Raw genomic sequence first — 21,315 nt, 5'->3', positions numbered from 1 at the left:
ATAACCCTTTAAATATTCCACTTTCTAAATAACGCTTTATTTCTTCTGTGATTATATTATATTTTTTGTGTTAATTTTTGTCTGGCATAGAAAAACTTATTTCATTATTTTTCCATGTAATCGAATTACACGACTTTACTTCCTTACTCATAAACTAAACTGGCTCCTCTCCAATTTATGATTTAAAGAGGCCGTCTGAAAAGTTTTCAGACGGCCTAATCATTTAACTGCGCATTATTGCAGATACTTTTACTTAAGAAGCAGAAGTAGCCGCGAAGCTCTCAGATAAAGGCGGCAAGCCTAAGGAGAATAGTTTATTGGCATTGTCACGGCCGATGCGCAGTTTGGATTGGTTGTCCATTAAGAGATCATCAAACCAGCGTGAGCCGGCATCCATGTGTTCGTAAGGATAGTCGGTAGAGAACATCACGCGCTCAATGCCCACTTGCTCAATGGCTTCCAATAAAGGTTTGGAGTGGAAATGGCCGCTGGTGGTTAAGTGGAAGTTGTTGGCCAAATAGTAGCCGACACGGTGTTTGGCTTTAGAGCCTTTGGCACCAAAGCGTTGCATATCCAATCTGTGTTGCAGACGGGGCAGCATGTAAGGCAGGCCTTCGCCCAAGTGGCCTAAAATCACTTGCAGGGTAGGATAACGGTCGAATAAACCGCTCAACATCAATCTCACGGCATGGCTGGCTGTTTCATAACCGAAGCCCCAAGCGGAACCCACTAATTCGGGATAGCCTTGAATAGAACGGCGTTGGCTGGGCAGCGGTTCGCGCGGGTGCAGATACATCGGCACATTCAATTTCACCATGCGTTCCCAGAATACATCTAAAGGTGCTTCGTCTAAGTATTGAACTTTTTCGTCGGGACCTACATTGGTGTAGCCGTTAATCAATACGCCTTTCAAGCCCAGTTTGGTAACGGCGCGTTCCAACTCGTCGGCGGCTGCTTCGGGGTTTTGCAGCGCCACGGAAGCAAAAGAAGTCAGGCGGGTAGGATGTTTTTGAATAAACGAATGGGCATAATCGTTGGCAGAGCGTGCCAATTCAACCGCTTCTTCGGGGTCGATAATCGACTGAACGCCGGGGGAAGTCAAAGACATAATACACACTTCAATACCGGCACGATCCATTTCGGCCACGCAAAGATCGGGGTCGGCCAGTTTGCGTTTCACGTCTTGAGTATATTCCACGCCGTTACGGTCTTCTTCACCTTTGGCGTCCCAGTATTTATTGTTTAACTCCGTTGAGAAGTGCTCTTCAAGGGCAATTTTACCTTCCATGACTAACTCCTTTTAAGATGAGTTGCAAAAAAATCACAAATATAGAAATAATATTTTAAAAATTATCATACTCCCAAGGTGTGCCGATGTGTAATGAATTAACTAAACTTAAAAAGACAGTACGAATTGGATACATTGGCAAATTGTCGGTCATATCGAAAATATAAATATGATTTTTTCATGGAAATATTTTTTATGAATAGGGTTGGATAAAAAAGGCTGTCTGAATATATTTCAGACGGCCTTTTGCAATATTGTTAATAATCATATTAAAAAAATATAGCTGTTTTGAGGGATTTGCTTTGAGATGTTGATGTGGAAATTTCAAACATTATTCTTATACTTTCTATATTATTTTAAATAAATTGCAAAAAAATATTAAACTTCATATTTTATTGTGTTGGGTCAATTTCTCTAGTGTTTTTGCACTATTTATATTGCATTTGAAAAAAATATTTCATAAGCTTATTAATAATAAATTTTCTGCTATTAGGGTGTTTTCAAAAGTTGGTTAAATACCCGATAGTGTTGTGCTGAATAGCCGGATATCCGGTTATAGAGGCTATTAATAATAAGCAAGGAAATATTATGAAAACGTATTTGAATTTACTCATGGTGGCAGGTATTGCTTCGTTCACACTTTCTGCATGCGGCTCGAAAGAGGCGATTAATTCCATACGACCACCGTCCGGTAAGAATGGTTATCAGGTGATTACCACGCCCGATTTGAGCAGTACGAATACCCGTGATGTAAGCTTGAAAATCAACGGTAAAACGTATCGTGTCGGTGATAAGATTGATATTGCTACCCTGCATCAGAATACGGTACATAATCAGTCGTATGAACTAACGGCTCAGAAGGTGGGAAATAAAGGCGAGATTAAAGAGTCGGGTACGGCACGAATTTATAAAAACAAATATTCTGCTGTGTTGGCTGCACATGTTGATAAAGAAACCGATAGTAATGTCAGCCGCAATGTAGATAAATTCCGTGTGCTAGCGGTTCAGGGTGATGCAACGGCTATGGCGAATCTGCCTACTCAAGGTTCTTATTTGTATGAAGGGCAGGCGTTTACCGGTAAAGACACCCATGGCCAATTAAGCTACTTTGTTGATTTCGACCGCAGACAGGGTTCAGGTTCGATTTTAGGTTTGGGTCAATATGGTAAGGTTGACTTGGAAAAAGGTAGTATTGCCGGATTGAAAGCCGGTGGTGCGATTCAGGGTAAAGTCGGTATAGAAGGCATAGCTAAGAATGGCAATAGTACTTCCGGTTCGTATAAGTTAGGCTTCTTTGGCCCCAAAGGCGAAGAAATTGCCGGTCAGGCACAATTGAAGATTAACAACCAAGATGTCAATATCGGCTTCGGTGGTAGAAAATCCCCTGATGCGCGAAGAAATTAAGCACTAATATTAAAAACGCGTCGAGTTGGATATATCTGTTTAAAGTTTGATTAGTCAAAATCAGGCCGTCTGAATATTTTTTCAGACGGCCTTTTATGATTTTAAACAACCCTTTGGCTATTGTGCCTTTACCGCTTTTGCCGCTTCCCTCATAATGCGGCTGATTCGTTTCATTGACTTTTGAAAATTGACTTCCAAAAAAGGAACACCGCTATGGCATTTTTGAAATTAACCGAACAAAACGTACAAGGCAAAACCGTATTAATCCGCTCCGATATGAATGTGCCTTTTAAAGATGGCAAAATCAGCAACGATACCCGTATCCGCGCATCTTTGGCTTCGATTCGGTATTGTTTGGATAACGGTGCTTCCGTGATTGTGATGTCGCATTTGGGTCGGCCGACCGAGGGCGAGTTTCACCCTGAAGACGATGTCGCTCCTGTTGCAGCACATTTGGGCGGCTTGCTGGGCAAGGAAGTAAAAGTATTGAACGACTGGCGTGAAAACAAACCTGTTTTAGCGGCAGGTGAAGTAGCAATGCTGCAAAACGTACGTATTAATAAAGGTGAAAAGAAAAACGATACCGAGCTGGGGCAGGCTTATGCGGCTTTGTGTGATGTGTTTGTGAACGATGCCTTCGGTACGGCACACCGTGCGCAAGCTTCCACCGAAGCTGTTGCCCGTTTCGCCCCTGTGGCTTGTGCCGGCGTATTGTTGGCAGATGAGTTGGATGCTTTAGGTACGGCTCTGAAAAATCCCGCCCGCCCGTTGGTGGCAATTGTGGCCGGCAGTAAGGTTTCTACCAAATTAACCATTCTTGAAAGCTTGGCCGATAAGGTTGACCAATTGATTGTCGGCGGCGGTATTGCCAATACTTTCTTATTGGCACAAGGAAAGTCTATCGGTAAATCATTGGCCGAACATGATTTGGTTGGTGAGTCTAAAAAGATTATGGAAAAAATGGCGGCCAAAGGCGGCGTAGTGCCGTTGCCGAGTGATGTGGTGGTGGCAAAAACGTTTGCCGCTGATGCCGAAGCAACCGTTAAATCAATTGATGAGGTGGCCGAAGACGATATGATTCTGGATATCGGGCCGAAGTCTGCTGCGGTATTGGCTGAAGCACTTAATGCTGCCGGCACCATTGTTTGGAACGGCCCCGTCGGTGTGTTTGAGTTTGATGCCTTTGCCGGCGGCACCGAAGTATTGGCTAAAGCAATTGCTGAAAGTAAAGCATTTTCGATTGCGGGTGGCGGCGATACCTTGGCGGCCATTGCCAAATTCGGCGTTACCGAACAAATCAGCTATATTTCTACCGGCGGCGGTGCATTCTTGGAATTCTTAGAGGGCAAAACACTGCCTGCCGTAGCCGTATTGGAGCAACGTGCATAAGTAAACAGATATTTGAATAAACAGCTAAGGCCGTCTGAAACCGTTTCAGACGGCCTGTTTGATTATTGAGGTAATTTATACTTAAAGAAACTCAATCGTGTTGTTAAAACAGTGTTTGACATAATCAGGTAAGATATAGTGTGATTATCTTTACACAGGCCGCATTGTTACTATGTTTTGAAGCAGGCGAATAGGCGGCTTGTGTGGCAGCAGTTCAATTATTGAAAAGGTTTCGAAGTTAAATATGACTATTTATTTTTTAGGTGGCGGTAATATGGCCGAAGCCATTGCCGGTGGCTTGGTTCGACAAGGCGGTTATCAGATTCATATTGTCAACCGTGGTGCGGAAAAACGTGAACGTTTGGCAAAAAGCCTCGGCGTGGCCGTATCGGAAAAATTACCGGCATTAAATGCCGAAGATATTTTGGTGCTAGCGGTGAAACCACAAGATATGCAGGCGGCGTGTGCGGGAGTGGAAACCAATGGTGCGCTGGTGTTGTCAGTGGCGGCAGGCTTGAGTGTGAATACCCTGAGCAGTTATTTGAACGATACACGCCGTATTATCAGAACCATGCCGAATACGCCCGGACGGGTTGGTTTGGGCGTGTCGGGCTTGTTTGCCGCCGATGGTGCAAGCGATGCCGATAAACAAGCGGCAGAAGAGGTGATGTCGGCAATAGGGCAGGTGGTTTGGTTGGAAGATGAAGCGCAAATACATGCGATTACCGGAATCACCGGAAGCGGCCCCGCTTATGTGTTTTATTTAATGAATGCACTGCAAGAAGCAGCATTGGCGCAAGGCTTTGATAACGAAACCGCACGGCAGCTCAGTCTGGCTACCTTTAAAGGTGCCGTCGGTTTGGCCGAGCAAGGCGGGGAAGACTTCATAGTTTTGCAACAAAATGTAACCTCAAAAGGTGGTACCACTTTTGCTGCCCTCGAAACTTTTAAAGAGCGAAAAGTCGCTCAAGCCATTGGTGCCGGCGTAGATGCCTGTGTCGCCCGTTCGAAAGAAATCGCTCAACAATTCGAGGGTGGTAAATGATTGCAAAATTACTGATTCTGTTTTCAGACGGCCTCTCGATTGTCTGTTTGGCGCGTTGTTTGCTGCAATGGGCGCAATTGGAATATAAGCACCCGCTCGCACAATTTTGCGCCCATACGACCGATTGGCTGGTTCAGCCGTTGCGTAAGGTAACGCCGCCAATCGGCCGTTGGGATACCGCCTGTGTGTTGGCTTCGATTTTAATCTACTATCTGGCGTTTACCCTGATATCGCTAATTGCCCTACCGGGTGGTTTTAGCATCAAAATTATTGCTGCCAATATGTTTTTCACCGTTTTAAGCGTTTTAAAAGCAATCGCTTATGTTTTATTGCTGGGGTTGGTATTAAGAATGGTTATGAGTTTTCAAAACCCATACGCTTCTTTACAAGTATCTTTGCATAGAATATTTGAACCATTGTCAGAACCATTTGTCTTTTTAAAATTCGGGCGCTACGATTTTTCAGGAAGCGTTCTGGTGATTGTGTTGTGGTTTTGGTTGAGTGCAATCTTGCCACAGCTGACAAGCAAATTAAATTTATGGTTGTTGAATTGATTTATCAATAAGTTAACTTGGCTATATCACCTGATTGTAAATCAAACTATGGTTTGCAAATGGGAAATATAAGGTACATAAATAAAATTATGTTATGATGCCATCCGCCTAACGGCGAGTTAATTTATCGAATAATCAATAACAAACTAACAACAGCGATGACTGGCTTAAAAAGTTACTCATGGCAATAGGGAAGAAAGAATCATCATGGCAAAGCTGACAGAACAAGATATCCTCAATTGGAATGGTCCTGAAGAAGACTACATGAATGCAGACCAATTAGAATTTTTTCGTGAGCTGTTGATTAAACTGCAAGATGAGTTAATTGATAACGCTACGACTACGACGGGTCATCTGAAAGAACATGAGTCTGCCCCCGACCCTGCCGATCGCGCCACTCAGGAAGAAGAGTATGCTTTAGAACTGCGTACCCGAGATCGCGAGCGTAAGCTTTTGAATAAAATTCAGGCATCTATCCGCCGCATTGATGAGGGTGAATATGGATTCTGCCAAGATACCGGAGAGCCAATTGGCCTGAAGCGATTATTGGCTCGTCCAACCGCTACGCTGTCGGTAGAAGCACAAGAGCGCCGCGAACAACTCAAAAAACAATTTGCAGATTAAATATTCAAAAAGTATTTGATATTTGCTTAAAAATTAAAAATGCCTTTTTATCATCGTTCGGTTATGTTTGGACAGTGTGATAAAAAGGCATTTTGTTAGGCGTTTATTTCGCATTATTGTCAGTTATAAAATTTTTCTAAAAAAATTCTCAAGATAAACAATGTAGTGGTGAAGGGGTGTGTATTTTTTCAGTTTATGGGTATTGACTGGGTGTTTTTGAGTCGGTATAGTTCGGTTTCTTCGCTGCTGACGCAGTGGCGGGAATGCTCTTTAACAACACAGAATACCGATAAGTGTGAGTGCCTGACGGCCTCACACTGCGACAAAAACAGACAGGAATAAAATCTTGTCGGTTTCTTTGAAGCAGACCAGAAGTTATAAGTTAGAGATTGAACATAAGAGTTTGATCCTGGCTCAGATTGAACGCTGGCGGCATGCTTTACACATGCAAGTCGAACGGCAGCACGGAAGAGCTTGCTCTTTTGGTGGCGAGTGGCGAACGGGTGAGTAATGCATCGGAACGTACCGAGTAGTGGGGGATAACTGTCCGAAAGGATGGCTAATACCGCATACGCTTTGAGAAGGAAAGCGGGGGCTCTTAGGACCTCGCGCTATTCGAGCGGCCGATGTCTGATTAGCTAGTTGGTGGGGTAAGAGCCTACCAAGGCGACGATCAGTAGCGGGTCTGAGAGGATGATCCGCCACACTGGGACTGAGACACGGCCCAGACTCCTACGGGAGGCAGCAGTGGGGAATTTTGGACAATGGGGGCAACCCTGATCCAGCCATGCCGCGTGTCTGAAGAAGGCCTTCGGGTTGTAAAGGACTTTTGTCAGGGAAGAAAGGGTTTGTGCTAATACCACGAACATATGACGGTACCTGAAGAATAAGCACCGGCTAACTACGTGCCAGCAGCCGCGGTAATACGTAGGGTGCGAGCGTTAATCGGAATTACTGGGCGTAAAGCGGGCGCAGACGGTTACTTAAGTCAGATGTGAAATCCCCGGGCTCAACCTGGGAACTGCGTTTGAAACTGGGTAGCTAGAGTATGTCAGAGGGGGGTAGAATTCCACGTGTAGCAGTGAAATGCGTAGAGATGTGGAGGAATACCGATGGCGAAGGCAGCCCCCTGGGATAATACTGACGTTCATGCCCGAAAGCGTGGGTAGCAAACAGGATTAGATACCCTGGTAGTCCACGCCCTAAACGATGTCAATTAGCTGTTGGGGCACTTGATGCCTTAGTAGCGTAGCTAACGCGTGAAATTGACCGCCTGGGGAGTACGGTCGCAAGATTAAAACTCAAAGGAATTGACGGGGACCCGCACAAGCGGTGGATGATGTGGATTAATTCGATGCAACGCGAAGAACCTTACCTGGTCTTGACATGTACGGAATCCTCCAGAGACGGAGGAGTGCCTTCGGGAGCCGTAACACAGGTGCTGCATGGCTGTCGTCAGCTCGTGTCGTGAGATGTTGGGTTAAGTCCCGCAACGAGCGCAACCCTTGTCATTAGTTGCCATCATTAAGTTGGGCACTCTAATGAGACTGCCGGTGACAAGCCGGAGGAAGGTGGGGATGACGTCAAGTCCTCATGGCCCTTATGACCAGGGCTTCACACGTCATACAATGGTCGGTACAGAGGGTAGCCAAGCCGCGAGGTGGAGCCAATCTCATAAAACCGATCGTAGTCCGGATTGCACTCTGCAACTCGAGTGCATGAAGTCGGAATCGCTAGTAATCGCAGGTCAGCATACTGCGGTGAATACGTTCCCGGGTCTTGTACACACCGCCCGTCACACCATGGGAGTGGGGGATACCAGAAGTAGGTAGGGTAACCGCAAGGAGCCCGCTTACCACGGTATGCTTCATGACTGGGGTGAAGTCGTAACAAGGTAGCCGTAGGGGAACCTGCGGCTGGATCACCTCCTTTCTAGAGAAAAGAAGAGGTTGTTGGGTACTCACACTTATCGGTAAGCTGTGTAAAAGATGCATGAGAAGTTTTAAGAATGCTTATGCGCAAGCTATAAGCTGTCTGTTGTTAAGACAATAGAGACCTTGGGTTTGTAGCTCAGCTGGTTAGAGCACACGCTTGATAAGCGTGGGGTCGGAGGTTCAAGTCCTCCCAGACCCACCAGAGATTCTTCGGGCAGGTTGTAGAAGCTGTCCGGACGGATAAGGGGGCATAGCTCAGTTGGTAGAGCACCTGCTTTGCAAGCAGGGGGTCATCGGTTCGATCCCGTTTGCCTCCACCAAAAGCCGCTAGGTTAAAACATATTGCTACTTTTTAAATTAAAGCCAGCTTTAAAAGCTGTTTTTAATTTGCAAAGTGACTAAGCAACAGTCGTTGTTTAGTAGGCATGCATCGCTCTTTAACAAATTGGAAAGCCGAAATCAACAAACAAAGACAATGTCGATTTACCGAAAGGTAAGTTGTACAGTATTTGGGTGATGATTGTATCGAGTAACTTATGAAAGACAAAAGGCATAAGTTACACACAACAAAAGCAGTAAGCTTTATCAAAGTATGAACATCTAATCTGATTACTCGTCAACGGTAATTTAGATGAAGTCAAAGAGGTTCTTGAAATGATAGAGTCAAGTGAATAAGTGCATCAGGTGGATGCCTTGGCGATGATAGGCGAAGAAGGACGTGTAAGCCTGCGAAAAGCATCGGGGAGCTGGCAATAAAGCTATGATCCGGTGATGTCCGAATGGGGAAACCCACTGCATTCTGTGCAGTATCCGCTCCTGAATACATAGGGAGTGAGAAGCGAACCCGGAGAACTGAACCATCTAAGTACCCGGAGGAAAAGAAATCAACCGAGATTCCGCAAGTAGTGGCGAGCGAACGCGGAGGAGCCTGTATACGATAGCCATTGAGATAGAAGAACAAGCTGGGAAGCTTGGCCATAGTGGGTGACAGCCCCGTATTCGAAATTTCATTGGTGGTACTAAATATACGACAAGTAGGGCGGGACACGTGAAATCCTGTCTGAATATGGGGGGACCATCCTCCAAGGCTAAATACTCATCATCGACCGATAGTGAACCAGTACCGTGAGGGAAAGGCGAAAAGAACCCCGGGAGGGGAGTGAAATAGAACCTGAAACCTGATGCATACAAACAGTGGGAGCACCTTTAGGTGTGACTGCGTACCTTTTGTATAATGGGTCAACGACTTACATTCAGTAGCGAGCTTAACCGGATAGGGGAGGCGTAGGGAAACCGAGTCTTAATAGGGCGTCTAGTTGCTGGGTGTAGACCCGAAACCGAGTGATCTATCCATGGCCAGGATGAAGGTGCGGTAACACGCACTGGAGGTCCGAACCCACGCATGTTGCAAAATGCGGGGATGAGCTGTGGATAGGGGTGAAAGGCTAAACAAACTCGGAGATAGCTGGTTCTCCCCGAAAACTATTTAGGTAGTGCCTCATGTATCACTTCCGGGGGTAAAGCACTGTTATGGCTAGGGGGTCATTGCGACTTACCAACCCATGGCAAACTAAGAATACCGGAAAGTGCAATCATGGGAGACAGACAGCGGGTGCTAACGTCCGTTGTCGAAAGGGAAACAACCCAGACCGCCAGCTAAGGTCCCAAATGACAGATTAAGTGGTAAACGAAGTGGGAAGGCCCAGACAGCCAGGATGTTGGCTTAGAAGCAGCCATCATTTAAAGAAAGCGTAATAGCTCACTGGTCGAGTCGTCCTGCGCGGAAGATGTAACGGGGCTCAAATCTGTAACCGAAGCTGCGGATGCATGCTTGCATGCATGGTAGGGGAGCGTTCTGTAGGCCGAAGAAGGTGACTTGAGAAGGTTGCTGGAGGTATCAGAAGTGCGAATGTTGACATGAGTAGCGATAAAGCGGGTGAAAAGCCCGCTCGCCGAAAGCCCAAGGTTTCCTACGCAACGTTCATCGGCGTAGGGTGAGTCGGCCCCTAAGGCGAGGCAGAAATGCGTAGTCGATGGGAAACGGGTTAATATTCCCGTACTTGATTCAAATGCGATGTGGGGACGGAGAAGGTTAGGTTAGCAAGCTGTTGGAATAGCTTGTTCAAGCCGGTAGGTGGAAAGTTTAGGCAAATCCGGACTTTCATAACACCGAGAAGCGATAACGATTGTCTACGGACAAGAAGTAACCGATACCACGCTTCCAGGAAAAGCCACTAAGCTTCAGTTTGAATTGAACCGTACCGCAAACCGACACAGGTGGGCAGGATGAGAATTCTAAGGCGCTTGAGAGAACTCGGGAGAAGGAACTCGGCAAATTGATACCGTAACTTCGGGAGAAGGTATGCCCTTCGATGTGAAAGACTTGCTCTGTAAGCATTGGAGGGTCGCAGAGAATCGGTGGCTGCGACTGTTTATTAAAAACACAGCACTCTGCTAACACGAAAGTGGACGTATAGGGTGTGACGCCTGCCCGGTGCTGGAAGGTTAATTGAAGATGTGAGAGCATCGGATCGAAGCCCCAGTAAACGGCGGCCGTAACTATAACGGTCCTAAGGTAGCGAAATTCCTTGTCGGGTAAGTTCCGACCCGCACGAATGGCGTAACGATGGCCACACTGTCTCCTCCCGAGACTCAGCGAAGTTGAAATGGTTGTGAAGATGCAATCTCCCCGCTGCTAGACGGAAAGACCCCGTGAACCTTTACTGTAGCTTTGCATTGGACTTTGAAGTCACTTGTGTAGGATAGGTGGGAGGCTTTGAAGCAGAGACGCTAGTTTCTGTGGAGCCGTCCTTGAAATACCACCCTGGTGTCTTTGAGGTTCTAACCCAGGCCCGTAATCCGGGTCGGGGACCGTGCATGGTAGGCAGTTTGACTGGGGCGGTCTCCTCCCAAAGAGTAACGGAGGAGTTCGAAGGTTACCTAGGTCCGGTCGGAAATCGGACTGATAGTGCAATGGCAAAAGGTAGCTTAACTGCGAGACCGACAAGTCGAGCAGGTGCGAAAGCAGGACATAGTGATCCGGTGGTTCTGTATGGAAGGGCCATCGCTCAACGGATAAAAGGTACTCCGGGGATAACAGGCTGATTCCGCCCAAGAGTTCATATCGACGGCGGAGTTTGGCACCTCGATGTCGGCTCATCACATCCTGGGGCTGTAGTCGGTCCCAAGGGTATGGCTGTTCGCCATTTAAAGTGGTACGTGAGCTGGGTTTAAAACGTCGTGAGACAGTTTGGTCCCTATCTGCAGTGGGCGTTGGAAGTTTGACGGGGGCTGCTCCTAGTACGAGAGGACCGGAGTGGACGAACCTCTGGTGTACCGGTTGTGACGCCAGTCGCATTGCCGGGTAGCTAAGTTCGGAAGAGATAAGCGCTGAAGGCATCTAAGCGCGAAACTCGCCTGAAGATGAGACTTCCCTTGCGGTTTAACCGCACTAAAGAGTCGTTCGAGACCAGGACGTTGATAGGCAGGGTGTGGAAGCGTGGTAACACGTGGAGCTAACCTGTACTAATTGCTCGTGAGGCTTGACTCTATCATTTGAAGAACTTCAGATGAAAGCTTACTGTATCCTTCAAAAGGATACGATACAAACATTACCGAAACAGTTGATTGAAATAAAAACGGCTTTACCGATTTGACAGTTTAGTCTGGCGGCCATAGCGAGTTGGTCCCACGCCTTCCCATCCCGAACAGGACCGTGAAACGACTCAGCGCCGATGATAGTGTGGATACCCATGTGAAAGTAGGTCACTGCCAGACACTTATACCGAACCCCTGATAGAATACTATCAGGGGTTTTTGCTTTTTACAGAGATATATTACAAATACTTATTGTGACGTCATGACAACAGATATGATAAATGCAGTGATAATAATTGTTAATACTTGTATGCTGCTTTATGATGGGGCTGCTGTCTGGGAAGAAGACGGTATCTTATACACAACGACAAAGGAGCAGTGATGAAGCGTTATTTGTTGGGCATCTGGGCGGCGCTATCGGTGACGATGGCTGCGGCAGCGGTGAATATCAATACGGCGGGGGCGGAGGAGTTGGCCGAGCTGCCGGGTATCGGGCCCTCGAAGGCGGCGGCGATTGTGGCCTACCGTGATGAGAATGGTGCCTTTAAGTCGGTGGCAGAGTTGAAGAATGTGAAGGGGATTGGCGACGGTATTTTAGCGAAGGTGCGCGAAGAGGCCGTTACCGCCGACAATGCCGACAATGCCGATAAAAAAGCCAAACCCGCCCTGAAAAAGTAAATACAGCCGCCTTGGCAGACTGGGAGAGAATAAAGCAGCCGGATTCGTCTATGAGCCCGGCTGCTTTAGTTTCGGAAAAAGCTTTTAAGGGGAGAGCTTATTTAATGTAAAGAATTGATAGTAGTTCCTAAACGATACCATCCAAATAAGCGCCATAGACACAAAATAGCTATTAATGGTTGGCAGAGGGCAACGATTAAATAGCGGACAGAATCAAAATTTATAGTCTGCGTACCATCTATGAAATGAAGGGTTGCCCAAAACCATTGCCATAAAGAAGGAATACTAAAAGCTAATACGGCAATTAGCCCTAATGTGCGGAATATGCCTATGGATAAAAAATTTTTTTGTAATACACTTTTATTGAGTTGAATTAAGGTATACAGTCCAAATCCAATAATTAAAATCATGCCGGCATTCGTAATGGCTTGTAGCCCGTTAAAGGCGATATTAGGTGAAATAGTTAATCCGTCTTTAAATATATTCTTTTGATCAGGATAAAAATTTTGTAAAATATTCAATATGAAACCGTAGATCATATCAATTAATATAATCCAAACGGGTAAGGATGAAAATAAGCGGTTCATTCAATTGATTTCAATATAAGTTGGATAAAGTATCTAGTTTAAAGTATTTATAGATTCTTATGAATAGTTGATTTAAATTTATTATTTAAATATAGATAGGCTTTATTGTTGTTGAATTGATAATTGAGTAAGCATTAAAATTCATAAATTTTGTTAAAATTTGAAATTTTTGTTACTATATCGTGAATAAATAGTAAATAGTAAATAGTAAGTAATTATCTTAAATAAATACTTTTTAGTGATTTTTGATTTAGAAAAGAAAAATGATTTCAACGAAGTATTTAAAAATTTATCTTAAGTTATTATTTTAATAATGTATTGATATAAGACAATGTTTTATTTGAAATAAACTATTTTTATTAATATTAGAAGGCCGTCTGAAATATTTCAGACGGCCTTTCGGACAATACCCCATGCAAAAATATTTTTTTGTCATAATATCTAGTGCAGCAGCGTTTGTTACTGCTGCTGGGCCCACGACTCAAGGTGTTTTACCTCCGTCGGATATTCCTCGTTTTGAGAATGCAGACAAAGCCATAGCTAAACCTGAAACTCGAAAAACAGAAGTAGCTGAGTCAGTTAATGTTCCGTCTCAAAAAGATAATACAGTAGAAATCGGAGAACATGATTTACGCCAAAATCCGGAATTGACTGCCCAATTAATTGAGCAATCGTTACGTAGTCAGAATTGGGCGCTTTTGGCCGATTTACTTCCACTTTATCGTAGCTTGTCTCAATATGATGAAATACTTTATGACTATGCCAATGGTGCATTGCTGCGTTCTCAGAAAAAACATGGAGAGGCTATTGCGGCATATCGGCGGATTATTGCGAAAGATCCGGATTTGAGTTATGTGCGCTTGGACTTGGCCGGTATGTTGTATGAAAACAAGCAATATCAGGCATCTAAAGATCAGTTTGAGCGCGTCAAGGCGGATGATATTACGCAGGAAGCCAGAATGATGGCTGATGTTTATTTAATGCGTATTCAAAAACAACAAGGTTGGGTTGTGAATGCCGGTGTGCAATATGAACGCAATGATAATGTAAATAATGCTTCTTCGATACGCCATGTGGATACATCATTGGGGAGGTTGGAGCGTAATGAAGATTCTCTACCAAAAAAAGCCAATGGTCTGAGATACAACTTTTCTGCTGAACGCGATTGGAATATTGCAGGTAATCATTATTTAACAACAGAAGCTTCATTTGATGGTGTGCAGTATTGGGATAATAAAGATTATAGTGAGCAAAGCGTCCATTTAGGTACCGGATATAAAAATCAGAATATCCAACAATGGACATCGGTGACCCCTTTTATTGGCTATCACCGTTTGGGTGGGGAGGCATACAGTCGAAATTTTGGTATCAGCACACAACATGGGCGTTGGTTGAATGATAACTGGCAGGTGGTTGGGGCGTTTACCCATCTTCAAAGGCGTTATGCCAAAAGTTATCTTTCAGAACGCTATAATGGGCACTTGAATAACCTTTCCGTAACAGCCGCTTGGCTGCCCCAAGCCGGATTAATGATTTATAGTGGTGCTGATTATGGTCGAGAACGAGCAGCAGAAAGCCAGGAATCATCAAAACGTAAAGGCTTGCGTACTGGTGTGCTGAAAGAGTGGCAAAACGGTTTAAGTACTCGTGTGAACCTTCGTTATACGCATCGGAATTTTGATGCGCCGAACCAATATTTTGGTATTGTCCGGCGCGATAAAGAGTATCAGGCTAATTTTGCGATATGGCACCGCAGTGTACATTTATACGGCATTACCCCTAAGCTTAATTTTCAGTATTTAAAAGTAAAAAGTAATATTCCTGCTTTCTATTCACGGCAAAACAAGCAATGGTTTATTACCTTGGAAAAAACTTTTTAATCAATGCAATGTAATAAAGCCGTCTGAAAAAAAGCTTTCAGACGGCCTTATTACGTTACAGTATTTCAATCGAAATTATCGGTTATTAGGTAATTTAACGACTACTGTATTGGCTAAATAATCTTGTAATGTTCTACGGTCTTTCGAGCGGTTAAACATCATAATGAAGCATACCAGCCATACAATCATTGAAAGTAAGCTGGAAATACCTTCTGTTAATTCATCATCGCCCCCTATGGCTAATACCAATATCTTACTGATTAGAGTACAACCAAGGGAAAGAATAAAATTGAAGCCAATCTCGCGTATTAATACCGTACCACCAAATCCAGGGTTGGTACCATCTGTTTTCAATACACGGATTTTCATTACTTTTTTACCCAAAGACTGCCCGCTTTTACTCATCATGATGACTTGGAGAATAGCATAGGCAAGTAGGATGACTAGTCCAACAACCGCCATTTGATTGAATGAGCTTTGATCATATACAGTCACTTTTGTGCTGCCTAAAAAATCTTCCAAGGAATAGCCTATAGTGATGATGAGTGGCAGAAAGGCAATAAATGTGAAGAGAATGTTTAAACAATAAGCAGCGATACGGCTACCTGCTGATGCCGGTTCGACAACAACCTCTGTTTCAAACGATTGTGATATTGCATTATTTGTATAGATTTCATTCATTTTTAATATAAACCTTTTAAATATAAAATATTATTTATTATGATAAAATTAGCTTTTTATGAAGCAGACTGTTATTTAAACTAAGAATAATTAAGGTTATATTTTACCTTATAAAGGAATAGTTTAGTTGTTTTGAATATATTGGCAGCTGCTTCTGTTGTAGTGCTGGGTAAGAATATTTAGTTAAATCAATATAAGGCCGTCTGAAAAAAGTTTTCAGACGGCCTTATATTGTGGTTTTTAAATCAAATATTATTTACCCGGTAGTTTAACCACTACTGTTTTCGCGAAATAATCTTGTAGCGTTCTGCGGTTTTTCGAACGATTGAACAGCATAATAAAACAGATGAGCCAAACAAGCAGTGATACCAGATTGGCAATATCACCAGCTGTTGATCCTGTTCCTAACATTCTGCCTATTAATGATGCGGCGGCGGTTAGGGCAATATTAAAAACAATTTCACGCATCAATACGGCGCCACGGAATCCGGGGTTGGTACCATCCGTTGTTAATAAACGGATTTTCATAATTTTTTTGCCGAAAGACTGACCATCACGGCTCATGATTCGAATTTGCAACAGGGCATAAACCAACAGAATTAAGAAGCCGATAAGCCATGTCCAGCTAAAAGCTTCTCCTATATTGGACAGATCTGCTCTATGAGCCGGTAAGTCATTAAAGGAAGAGGATATCATCACCATAAGCGGAATATAGGCAATGAGGGTAAAAACAACATTGATAAGATAAGCAGCTATACGACTACCCGGTGTGGCAGGGTCGACAACAACCTCTGTTTCAAGCGGCGGCAATGTAGCATTATTTGTATGAATCTCATTCATTTTTAATACTCCTTTTTTATATAGATTGATTGTTAAATGCCGATATCGGCGGCTTTTACTTAGCAAATATCAAAAAAAACTTTACTTTTATTTATGCCGGCGTTAAAACGCTACTTTTGTGATTGTTATCATATTTGTAAACATATTTCCTTTGAGGAGCACACAATGAAAGTAGGATTTGTCGGCTGGCGTGGTATGGTCGGCTCTGTATTGATGCAACGTATGCGAGAAGAAAATGATTTTGCCCATATTGCCGAAGCAGTATTTTTTACGACATCAAATGTTGGCGGAAGTGCCCCTGATTTTGGTCAGAAAGCTAAAATTTTAAAAGATGCTAACGATATTAGCCAGTTGGCAGAGATGGATGTGATTGTGACCTGCCAAGGCGGCGACTACACCAAAACCATCTTCAAACCGTTGCGGGACAGCGGTTGGCAGGGTTATTGGATTGATGCGGCATCTTCTTTGCGTATGGATGATGAAGCGGTGATTGTGTTGGATCCGGTTAACCGCAATGTGATTGATGCGGCATTGGAAAAAGGTGTTAAAAACTATATCGGCGGCAATTGTACTGTATCGTTGATGCTTATGGCTCTGGGCGGTTTGTTCCAAAACGGATTAGTCGAGTGGGCAACCAGTATGACTTATCAGGCCGCATCCGGTGCGGGCGCCAAAAATATGCGCGAATTGCTGGAAGGCATGGGCGCTATCCACCATCAGGTAGAAAAAGAATTGGCTGATCCGGCCGGTGCTATTTTGGATATCGACCGTAAAGTATCCGATTTCTTGCGTAGCAGCAGCTATCCGAAAGCCAACTTCGGTGTGCCTTTAGCGGGCAGTTTGATTCCTTGGATTGATGCCGATTTAGGTAACGGCCAATCTAAAGAGGAATGGAAGGGCGGCGTTGAAACCAATAAGATTTTAGGTGGTGAGAATCCCATTGTTATCGACGGCTTATGTGTACGGGTAGGCTCTATGCGCTGCCATAGCCAAGCGATTACCTTGAAATTGAAAAAAGATTTGCCGGTTGAGGAAATCGAATCATTATTGGCCGGTGCCAACGACTGGGTGAAAGTGATTCCGAATCAGAAAGAAGCCAGTATTAACGATTTAACCCCTGCCGCCGTTACCGGAACCTTAAGCGTGCCGGTAGGCCGTATCCGTAAATTGGGTATGGGTGGCGAATATATCAGCGCATTCACCGTAGGCGACCAGCTTTTATGGGGTGCTGCCGAACCGCTGCGCCGTATGTTGCGGATTATTTTAGGTAATTTAGACTAATCTAAATATTGATATAAAAATAAGCCGTCTGAAATTTTTCAGACGGCTTATTGTATATATTCAGCCAGATATTTTATATCAAGGCTTTTTAACGTACTTGTGCCGATTGGGGTTGTACCACAACCAAACTTGAACGTTCCGGCGTCAGCAATTTTGCAGCGGCCTGCACTTCTGCAATGGTTACTTGTTGCAGGCGGCGGCGTAGTTCTGCTTCATCGCTATATTTGAAGCCGCGTGTTTCCAATTTGCCCATAAGGGAGGCTTGGGCAGTGATGGAGTCGTTGGCATAAATTTCCGAAGCGGCACTCAATTTACGGATTCGGTCTAATTCTTCCTGTGTAATACCGTTTTGGGCGATATCGTCAATTTCATTGCGCATAAGGCGGACGAGGGTATCGACGTCCGTACCCGCACCCGGCATGCCGACAATGGTGAACAAAGGCATTTCCCGGTTGAATAAATCATAATTGGTGCCGACATTTAAAGCCACTTGTTTGCCCCGAACTAGATTTTTATCCAGCCGACTGGATGAGTTGCCGCTGAGAATATCGGATAAAACATCCAAGGCATAAGGCATTTTATCGCCAATGTTTCTCAGCTTGGGAACGCGGTAAGACAAGGCGAAGACCGGTTGGCGGGTAACGGCGGAAAAAGTTTGTGCACGAACGGGTTTGGTGGCCATCTTCTCGTTGTTAAACCGATTGCGTGCCGGCAGGGTTTTCGAGGGGATAGGAGCGAATAGCTTGGTGACCGTATTGAGTGTTTGCTTGGCATCGACATCACCAACAATCACCAGTGTGGCGTTATTGGGAGCATACCACTTCTGATACCATTGGCGCAAATCGTTGGCTTTTAAGATATTGAGATCATTCATATAGCCGATAACGGGTGCGCGTAGAGCGGGGGTTTGGTAGCTGTTGAGAAAAATATGTTCCCATAGTTTGCCGTAGGGGCTATCTTCAGTGCGTAGGCGGCGCTCTTCGCGGATAACGTTCATTTCATTATCGAAATCCTTATCGCTGAAGTTTAAATTTTTCATGCGGTCGGCTTCCATCGCCAATACTTCGGGGAGGTTGCCTGCCGCTATATTTTCAAAGAATACCGTTTCGTTGCGTGTGGTATAGGCATTGTTTCGCCCGCCCAATGCCGATACACGGCGGCTGAATTCGCCAGACGGTACGCTCGGTGTGCCCTTAAACATCATGTGTTCCAACGCATGACTCAAGCCGGTTTTGCCTTCTTTTTCGTCTATACTGCCGACCCGATACCAAATTTGTGATACGGCAACGGGGGCACGGTTGTCTTCTTTAACGATAACTTTTAATCCGTTGGGCAGTGTTTTGGATAATGTTTGCGCCCATGCGGGTGAAGTAGAGAGCAAAAACAATAAAATCATTCGGCGTAACATAAGCATTCCCTTTAAAAACATTAAAGTGATAATAGCTTTTGCCGTCTGATTAAACAAGGCCGTCTGAATATTTTTCAGACGGCCCTTTGATATATCGACAAAAAACAACCGGTATTTAATGTTGGTTATTGATATCCTGCCTGTTTTGTAACACCAAAGTGCCCAGCATGGTATAAAGCGGCACAATGTCGGTAGACTTGGGAAACTCAAACGTATAGCTGGTTAATTGTTCGTTATAAGCTTTCCGATACACGCTTTGCAGGCAGGTGATGGTTAATTCGCTGTCATCCAAGCCCATACCCGCCGTTTCCATTTCCACATCGACAATATTCATCAGATAGATGGATTTAAAGCTTTGCTTTTTGCCTGTTGCCCCTTGTTTGTCAATAAATAAAATACGTTGGTCGGTAAAAACAATTAAATCGCGAATCAGTTTGTAGCCGATAGAGATTTTTTCACCTTCAAAGAGATAACGGCCAAACTGTTGTTCCAATTCTTCTAAGGAAATTTCGCTCATATTGCCGAGCATACCCTGAACCAATTTACCTAAGCCAAAAGCCATTTTTTACCCTTATGATTGATTTTGAATAAATGATTTTATCATCAAAAATTAAGATGAAAGAAACGGCTTGGGGGCGGGCGAAGTATCAAAGCGGGTTGTGTTGCGATTTACCATACGGTTTACGGATTGGCATTCTCTAAAAATACGTTACAATTAGCTTATAAAAACCACTTTATTTAATAAGGGAACGCCATGTTCAGTTTTTTTAAACGTAAGAAAAAACAAGAAACCGTTGAAACTGCTTCCGAGCCGGTGCAAACCCCGACAACGGAAACCGTCGCCGAACCTGAAACCCCTTCGGTTGAGATCAATGTAAACGTTTCGGATGTGGAGCCGTTAACCGAAGCACAACAGCAGGCAGTAGACGAACATATTGAAGATAATATCGTCAGCCAATTGGTATCCGATGTTATGACCGATCATGAAGATGTATCGGAACAAACCGATGAAACGGCAACCCATGCACCGACAACAGCCGAAGAAAGTCATGCGGTACCAACCGAAGAAGCCGCTGTGTTAAATAGTAATGATGTGGCAGAGGCATTAAAAACCGGCGACAGTATTGCTACGGTAGCCGATCCGGTGGATCCCGCCGTGCCTGCGGTACCGGAACCACCGCAGGCGGAAGAAAAACTCAGTTGGGCGGCACGCTTGAAGCAAGGTTTGTCCAAATCGCGTAACCAGATGGCCAAATCACTGGCCGGCGTGTTCGGCGGCGGTAAAATCGATGAAGATTTATACGAAGAGCTCGAAACCGTGCTGATTACCAGCGATATGGGTATCGAAGCCACTGAATATTTGATGAACGATGTGCGCAAACGGGTGAGCCTGAGAGGTTTGAAAGACGGCAACGAGCTGCGTGGTGCATTAAAAGATGCCATTTACGATTTAATCAAACCCTTGCAGGAGCCTTTGCCTATCCCCGAAAGCGATCAGCCTTTTGTGATTATGTTGGCCGGTATCAACGGTGCGGGCAAAACCACTTCTATCGGCAAATTGGCCAAATATTTTCAATCGCAGGGAAAATCCGTTTTACTGGCGGCGGGCGATACCTTTAGAGCCGCTGCCCGCGAACAATTGCAAGAGTGGGGCGCACGTAACGGTGTGACCGTGATTTCACAAACCACCGGCGATTCCGCCGCTGTGTGCTTCGATGCGGTAGAGGCAGCCAAAGCCCGCCATATCGATATTGTTTTAGCCGATACGGCAGGCCGTTTGCCGACACAACTTCACTTGATGGAAGAAATTAAAAAAGTGAAGCGTGTTTTGCAAAAATCCATCCCCGATGCCCCGCATGAAATTATGGTGGTGTTGGATGCCAATATCGGCCAAAACGCAGTGAATCAGGTCGTGGCGTTTGATGATGCTTTGGGCGTAACCGGTTTGATTGTGACCAAGCTGGACGGCACGGCAAAAGGCGGTATTCTTGCAGCGCTGGCCTCAAACCGGCCGATTCCCGTCCGCTATATCGGGGTGGGTGAAAGTATCGACGACTTGCGCCCGTTTGATGCCCGTGCTTTTGTGGATGCTTTGTTTGAGTGATAAGAATAAAATCAGCAAAAA

The 21,315-nt window shown here is 44.7% G+C and carries 15 protein-coding genes, 2 tRNA genes and 3 rRNA genes; 14 read left to right on the top strand and 6 right to left on the bottom strand.

From position 1 onward, the window contains the following. Positions 1-253: 253 nt before the first annotated feature. Positions 254-1,288, bottom strand: a complete 1,035-nt coding sequence (locus D0T92_RS00815; protein WP_151049305.1) for an amidohydrolase family protein — start codon at positions 1,286-1,288, stop codon at positions 254-256. A 588-nt stretch (positions 1,289-1,876) separates the two neighbouring features. Between D0T92_RS00815 and D0T92_RS00810 the strand changes: the two genes are divergently transcribed. From D0T92_RS00810 to D0T92_RS00760, 11 genes are all read left to right on the top strand, one after another. Then, entirely contained in the window at positions 1,877-2,692 is an 816-nt protein-coding gene (locus D0T92_RS00810; protein WP_151049303.1) for a factor H binding protein domain-containing protein, read from the top strand. A 213-nt stretch (positions 2,693-2,905) separates the two neighbouring features. Next, on the top strand, positions 2,906-4,081 hold the full coding sequence (locus D0T92_RS00805) for a phosphoglycerate kinase (protein ID WP_151049301.1): 1,176 nt from the start codon (positions 2,906-2,908) through the stop codon (positions 4,079-4,081). Between the two features lie 244 nt (positions 4,082-4,325). Next, positions 4,326-5,126 (top strand): pyrroline-5-carboxylate reductase, encoded by an 801-nt coding sequence (proC, locus tag D0T92_RS00800; RefSeq protein WP_151049299.1) that lies wholly within the window; start codon positions 4,326-4,328, stop codon positions 5,124-5,126. Continuing rightward, the gene (locus tag D0T92_RS00795; RefSeq protein WP_151049297.1) at positions 5,123-5,680 is read left to right on the top strand and encodes a YggT family protein; all 558 of its coding nucleotides are present in this window, start codon (positions 5,123-5,125) and stop codon (positions 5,678-5,680) included. The genes proC and D0T92_RS00795 overlap by 4 nt, the downstream gene beginning before the upstream one ends. A gap of 207 nt (positions 5,681-5,887) precedes the next feature. Continuing rightward, on the top strand, positions 5,888-6,304 hold the full coding sequence (gene dksA, locus D0T92_RS00790) for an RNA polymerase-binding protein DksA (protein WP_151049295.1): 417 nt from the start codon (positions 5,888-5,890) through the stop codon (positions 6,302-6,304). Positions 6,305-6,695: 391 nt separating this feature from the next. Continuing rightward, a 16S ribosomal RNA gene (locus D0T92_RS00785) occupies positions 6,696-8,236 on the top strand. 127 nt (positions 8,237-8,363) lie between these two features. Continuing rightward, positions 8,364-8,440: transfer RNA gene (locus D0T92_RS00780), tRNA-Ile, on the top strand. Positions 8,441-8,482: 42 nt separating this feature from the next. Beyond that, positions 8,483-8,558: transfer RNA gene (locus tag D0T92_RS00775), tRNA-Ala, on the top strand. 341 nt (positions 8,559-8,899) lie between these two features. Beyond that, positions 8,900-11,788, top strand: a 23S ribosomal RNA gene (locus D0T92_RS00770). A 114-nt stretch (positions 11,789-11,902) separates the two neighbouring features. Continuing rightward, positions 11,903-12,015 (top strand): 5S ribosomal RNA (gene rrf / locus D0T92_RS00765). The 16S, 23S and 5S rRNA genes sit together here with 2 tRNA genes alongside, the layout of an rRNA operon. Before the next feature lie 201 nt (positions 12,016-12,216). Then, complete coding sequence (locus D0T92_RS00760) at positions 12,217-12,513, top strand: ComEA family DNA-binding protein (RefSeq protein ID WP_151049093.1); 297 nt, start codon at positions 12,217-12,219, stop codon at positions 12,511-12,513. Positions 12,514-12,614: 101 nt separating this feature from the next. On the opposite strand, the gene D0T92_RS00755 is transcribed toward D0T92_RS00760, so the two are convergent. Further along, on the bottom strand, positions 12,615-13,034 hold the full coding sequence (locus tag D0T92_RS00755; RefSeq protein WP_225315120.1) for a hypothetical protein: 420 nt from the start codon (positions 13,032-13,034) through the stop codon (positions 12,615-12,617). A 479-nt stretch (positions 13,035-13,513) separates the two neighbouring features. On the opposite strand from D0T92_RS00755, the gene D0T92_RS00750 reads away from it, so the two are divergent. Continuing rightward, positions 13,514-14,980, top strand: coding sequence for a surface lipoprotein assembly modifier (locus tag D0T92_RS00750; protein WP_151049291.1), 1,467 nt, complete (start codon positions 13,514-13,516; stop codon positions 14,978-14,980). A gap of 75 nt (positions 14,981-15,055) precedes the next feature. Here D0T92_RS00750 and D0T92_RS00745 read toward each other — a convergent pair whose 3' ends face one another. Continuing rightward, positions 15,056-15,661 (bottom strand): RDD family protein, encoded by a 606-nt coding sequence (locus tag D0T92_RS00745; protein WP_151049289.1) that lies wholly within the window; start codon positions 15,659-15,661, stop codon positions 15,056-15,058. Between the two features lie 252 nt (positions 15,662-15,913). Continuing rightward, complete coding sequence (locus D0T92_RS00740; protein ID WP_151049287.1) at positions 15,914-16,501, bottom strand: RDD family protein; 588 nt, start codon at positions 16,499-16,501, stop codon at positions 15,914-15,916. A 165-nt stretch (positions 16,502-16,666) separates the two neighbouring features. Between D0T92_RS00740 and asd the strand changes: the two genes are divergently transcribed. Further along, the gene (gene asd, locus D0T92_RS00735; protein ID WP_151049285.1) at positions 16,667-17,782 is read left to right on the top strand and encodes an aspartate-semialdehyde dehydrogenase; all 1,116 of its coding nucleotides are present in this window, start codon (positions 16,667-16,669) and stop codon (positions 17,780-17,782) included. 88 nt (positions 17,783-17,870) lie between these two features. Here asd and D0T92_RS00730 read toward each other — a convergent pair whose 3' ends face one another. Together D0T92_RS00730 and D0T92_RS00725 are read right to left on the bottom strand one after the other, a co-directional pair. Beyond that, complete coding sequence (locus D0T92_RS00730; RefSeq protein ID WP_404821655.1) at positions 17,871-19,196, bottom strand: M16 family metallopeptidase; 1,326 nt, start codon at positions 19,194-19,196, stop codon at positions 17,871-17,873. Positions 19,197-19,305: 109 nt separating this feature from the next. Then, positions 19,306-19,752 carry a PH domain-containing protein gene (locus tag D0T92_RS00725; RefSeq protein ID WP_151049281.1) on the bottom strand — a complete coding sequence of 149 codons (447 nt, stop codon included), beginning with the start codon at positions 19,750-19,752 and terminating at the stop codon, positions 19,306-19,308. A 192-nt stretch (positions 19,753-19,944) separates the two neighbouring features. Between D0T92_RS00725 and ftsY the strand changes: the two genes are divergently transcribed. Then, on the top strand, positions 19,945-21,294 hold the full coding sequence (gene ftsY / locus D0T92_RS00720) for a signal recognition particle-docking protein FtsY (protein WP_151049279.1): 1,350 nt from the start codon (positions 19,945-19,947) through the stop codon (positions 21,292-21,294). Positions 21,295-21,315 lie beyond the last annotated feature (21 nt).

This window comes from Neisseria zalophi, assembly GCF_008807015.1.
Taxonomy (GTDB): domain Bacteria; phylum Pseudomonadota; class Gammaproteobacteria; order Burkholderiales; family Neisseriaceae; genus Neisseria; species Neisseria zalophi.
This window is presented reverse-complemented; position numbering and strand designations above follow the sequence as displayed.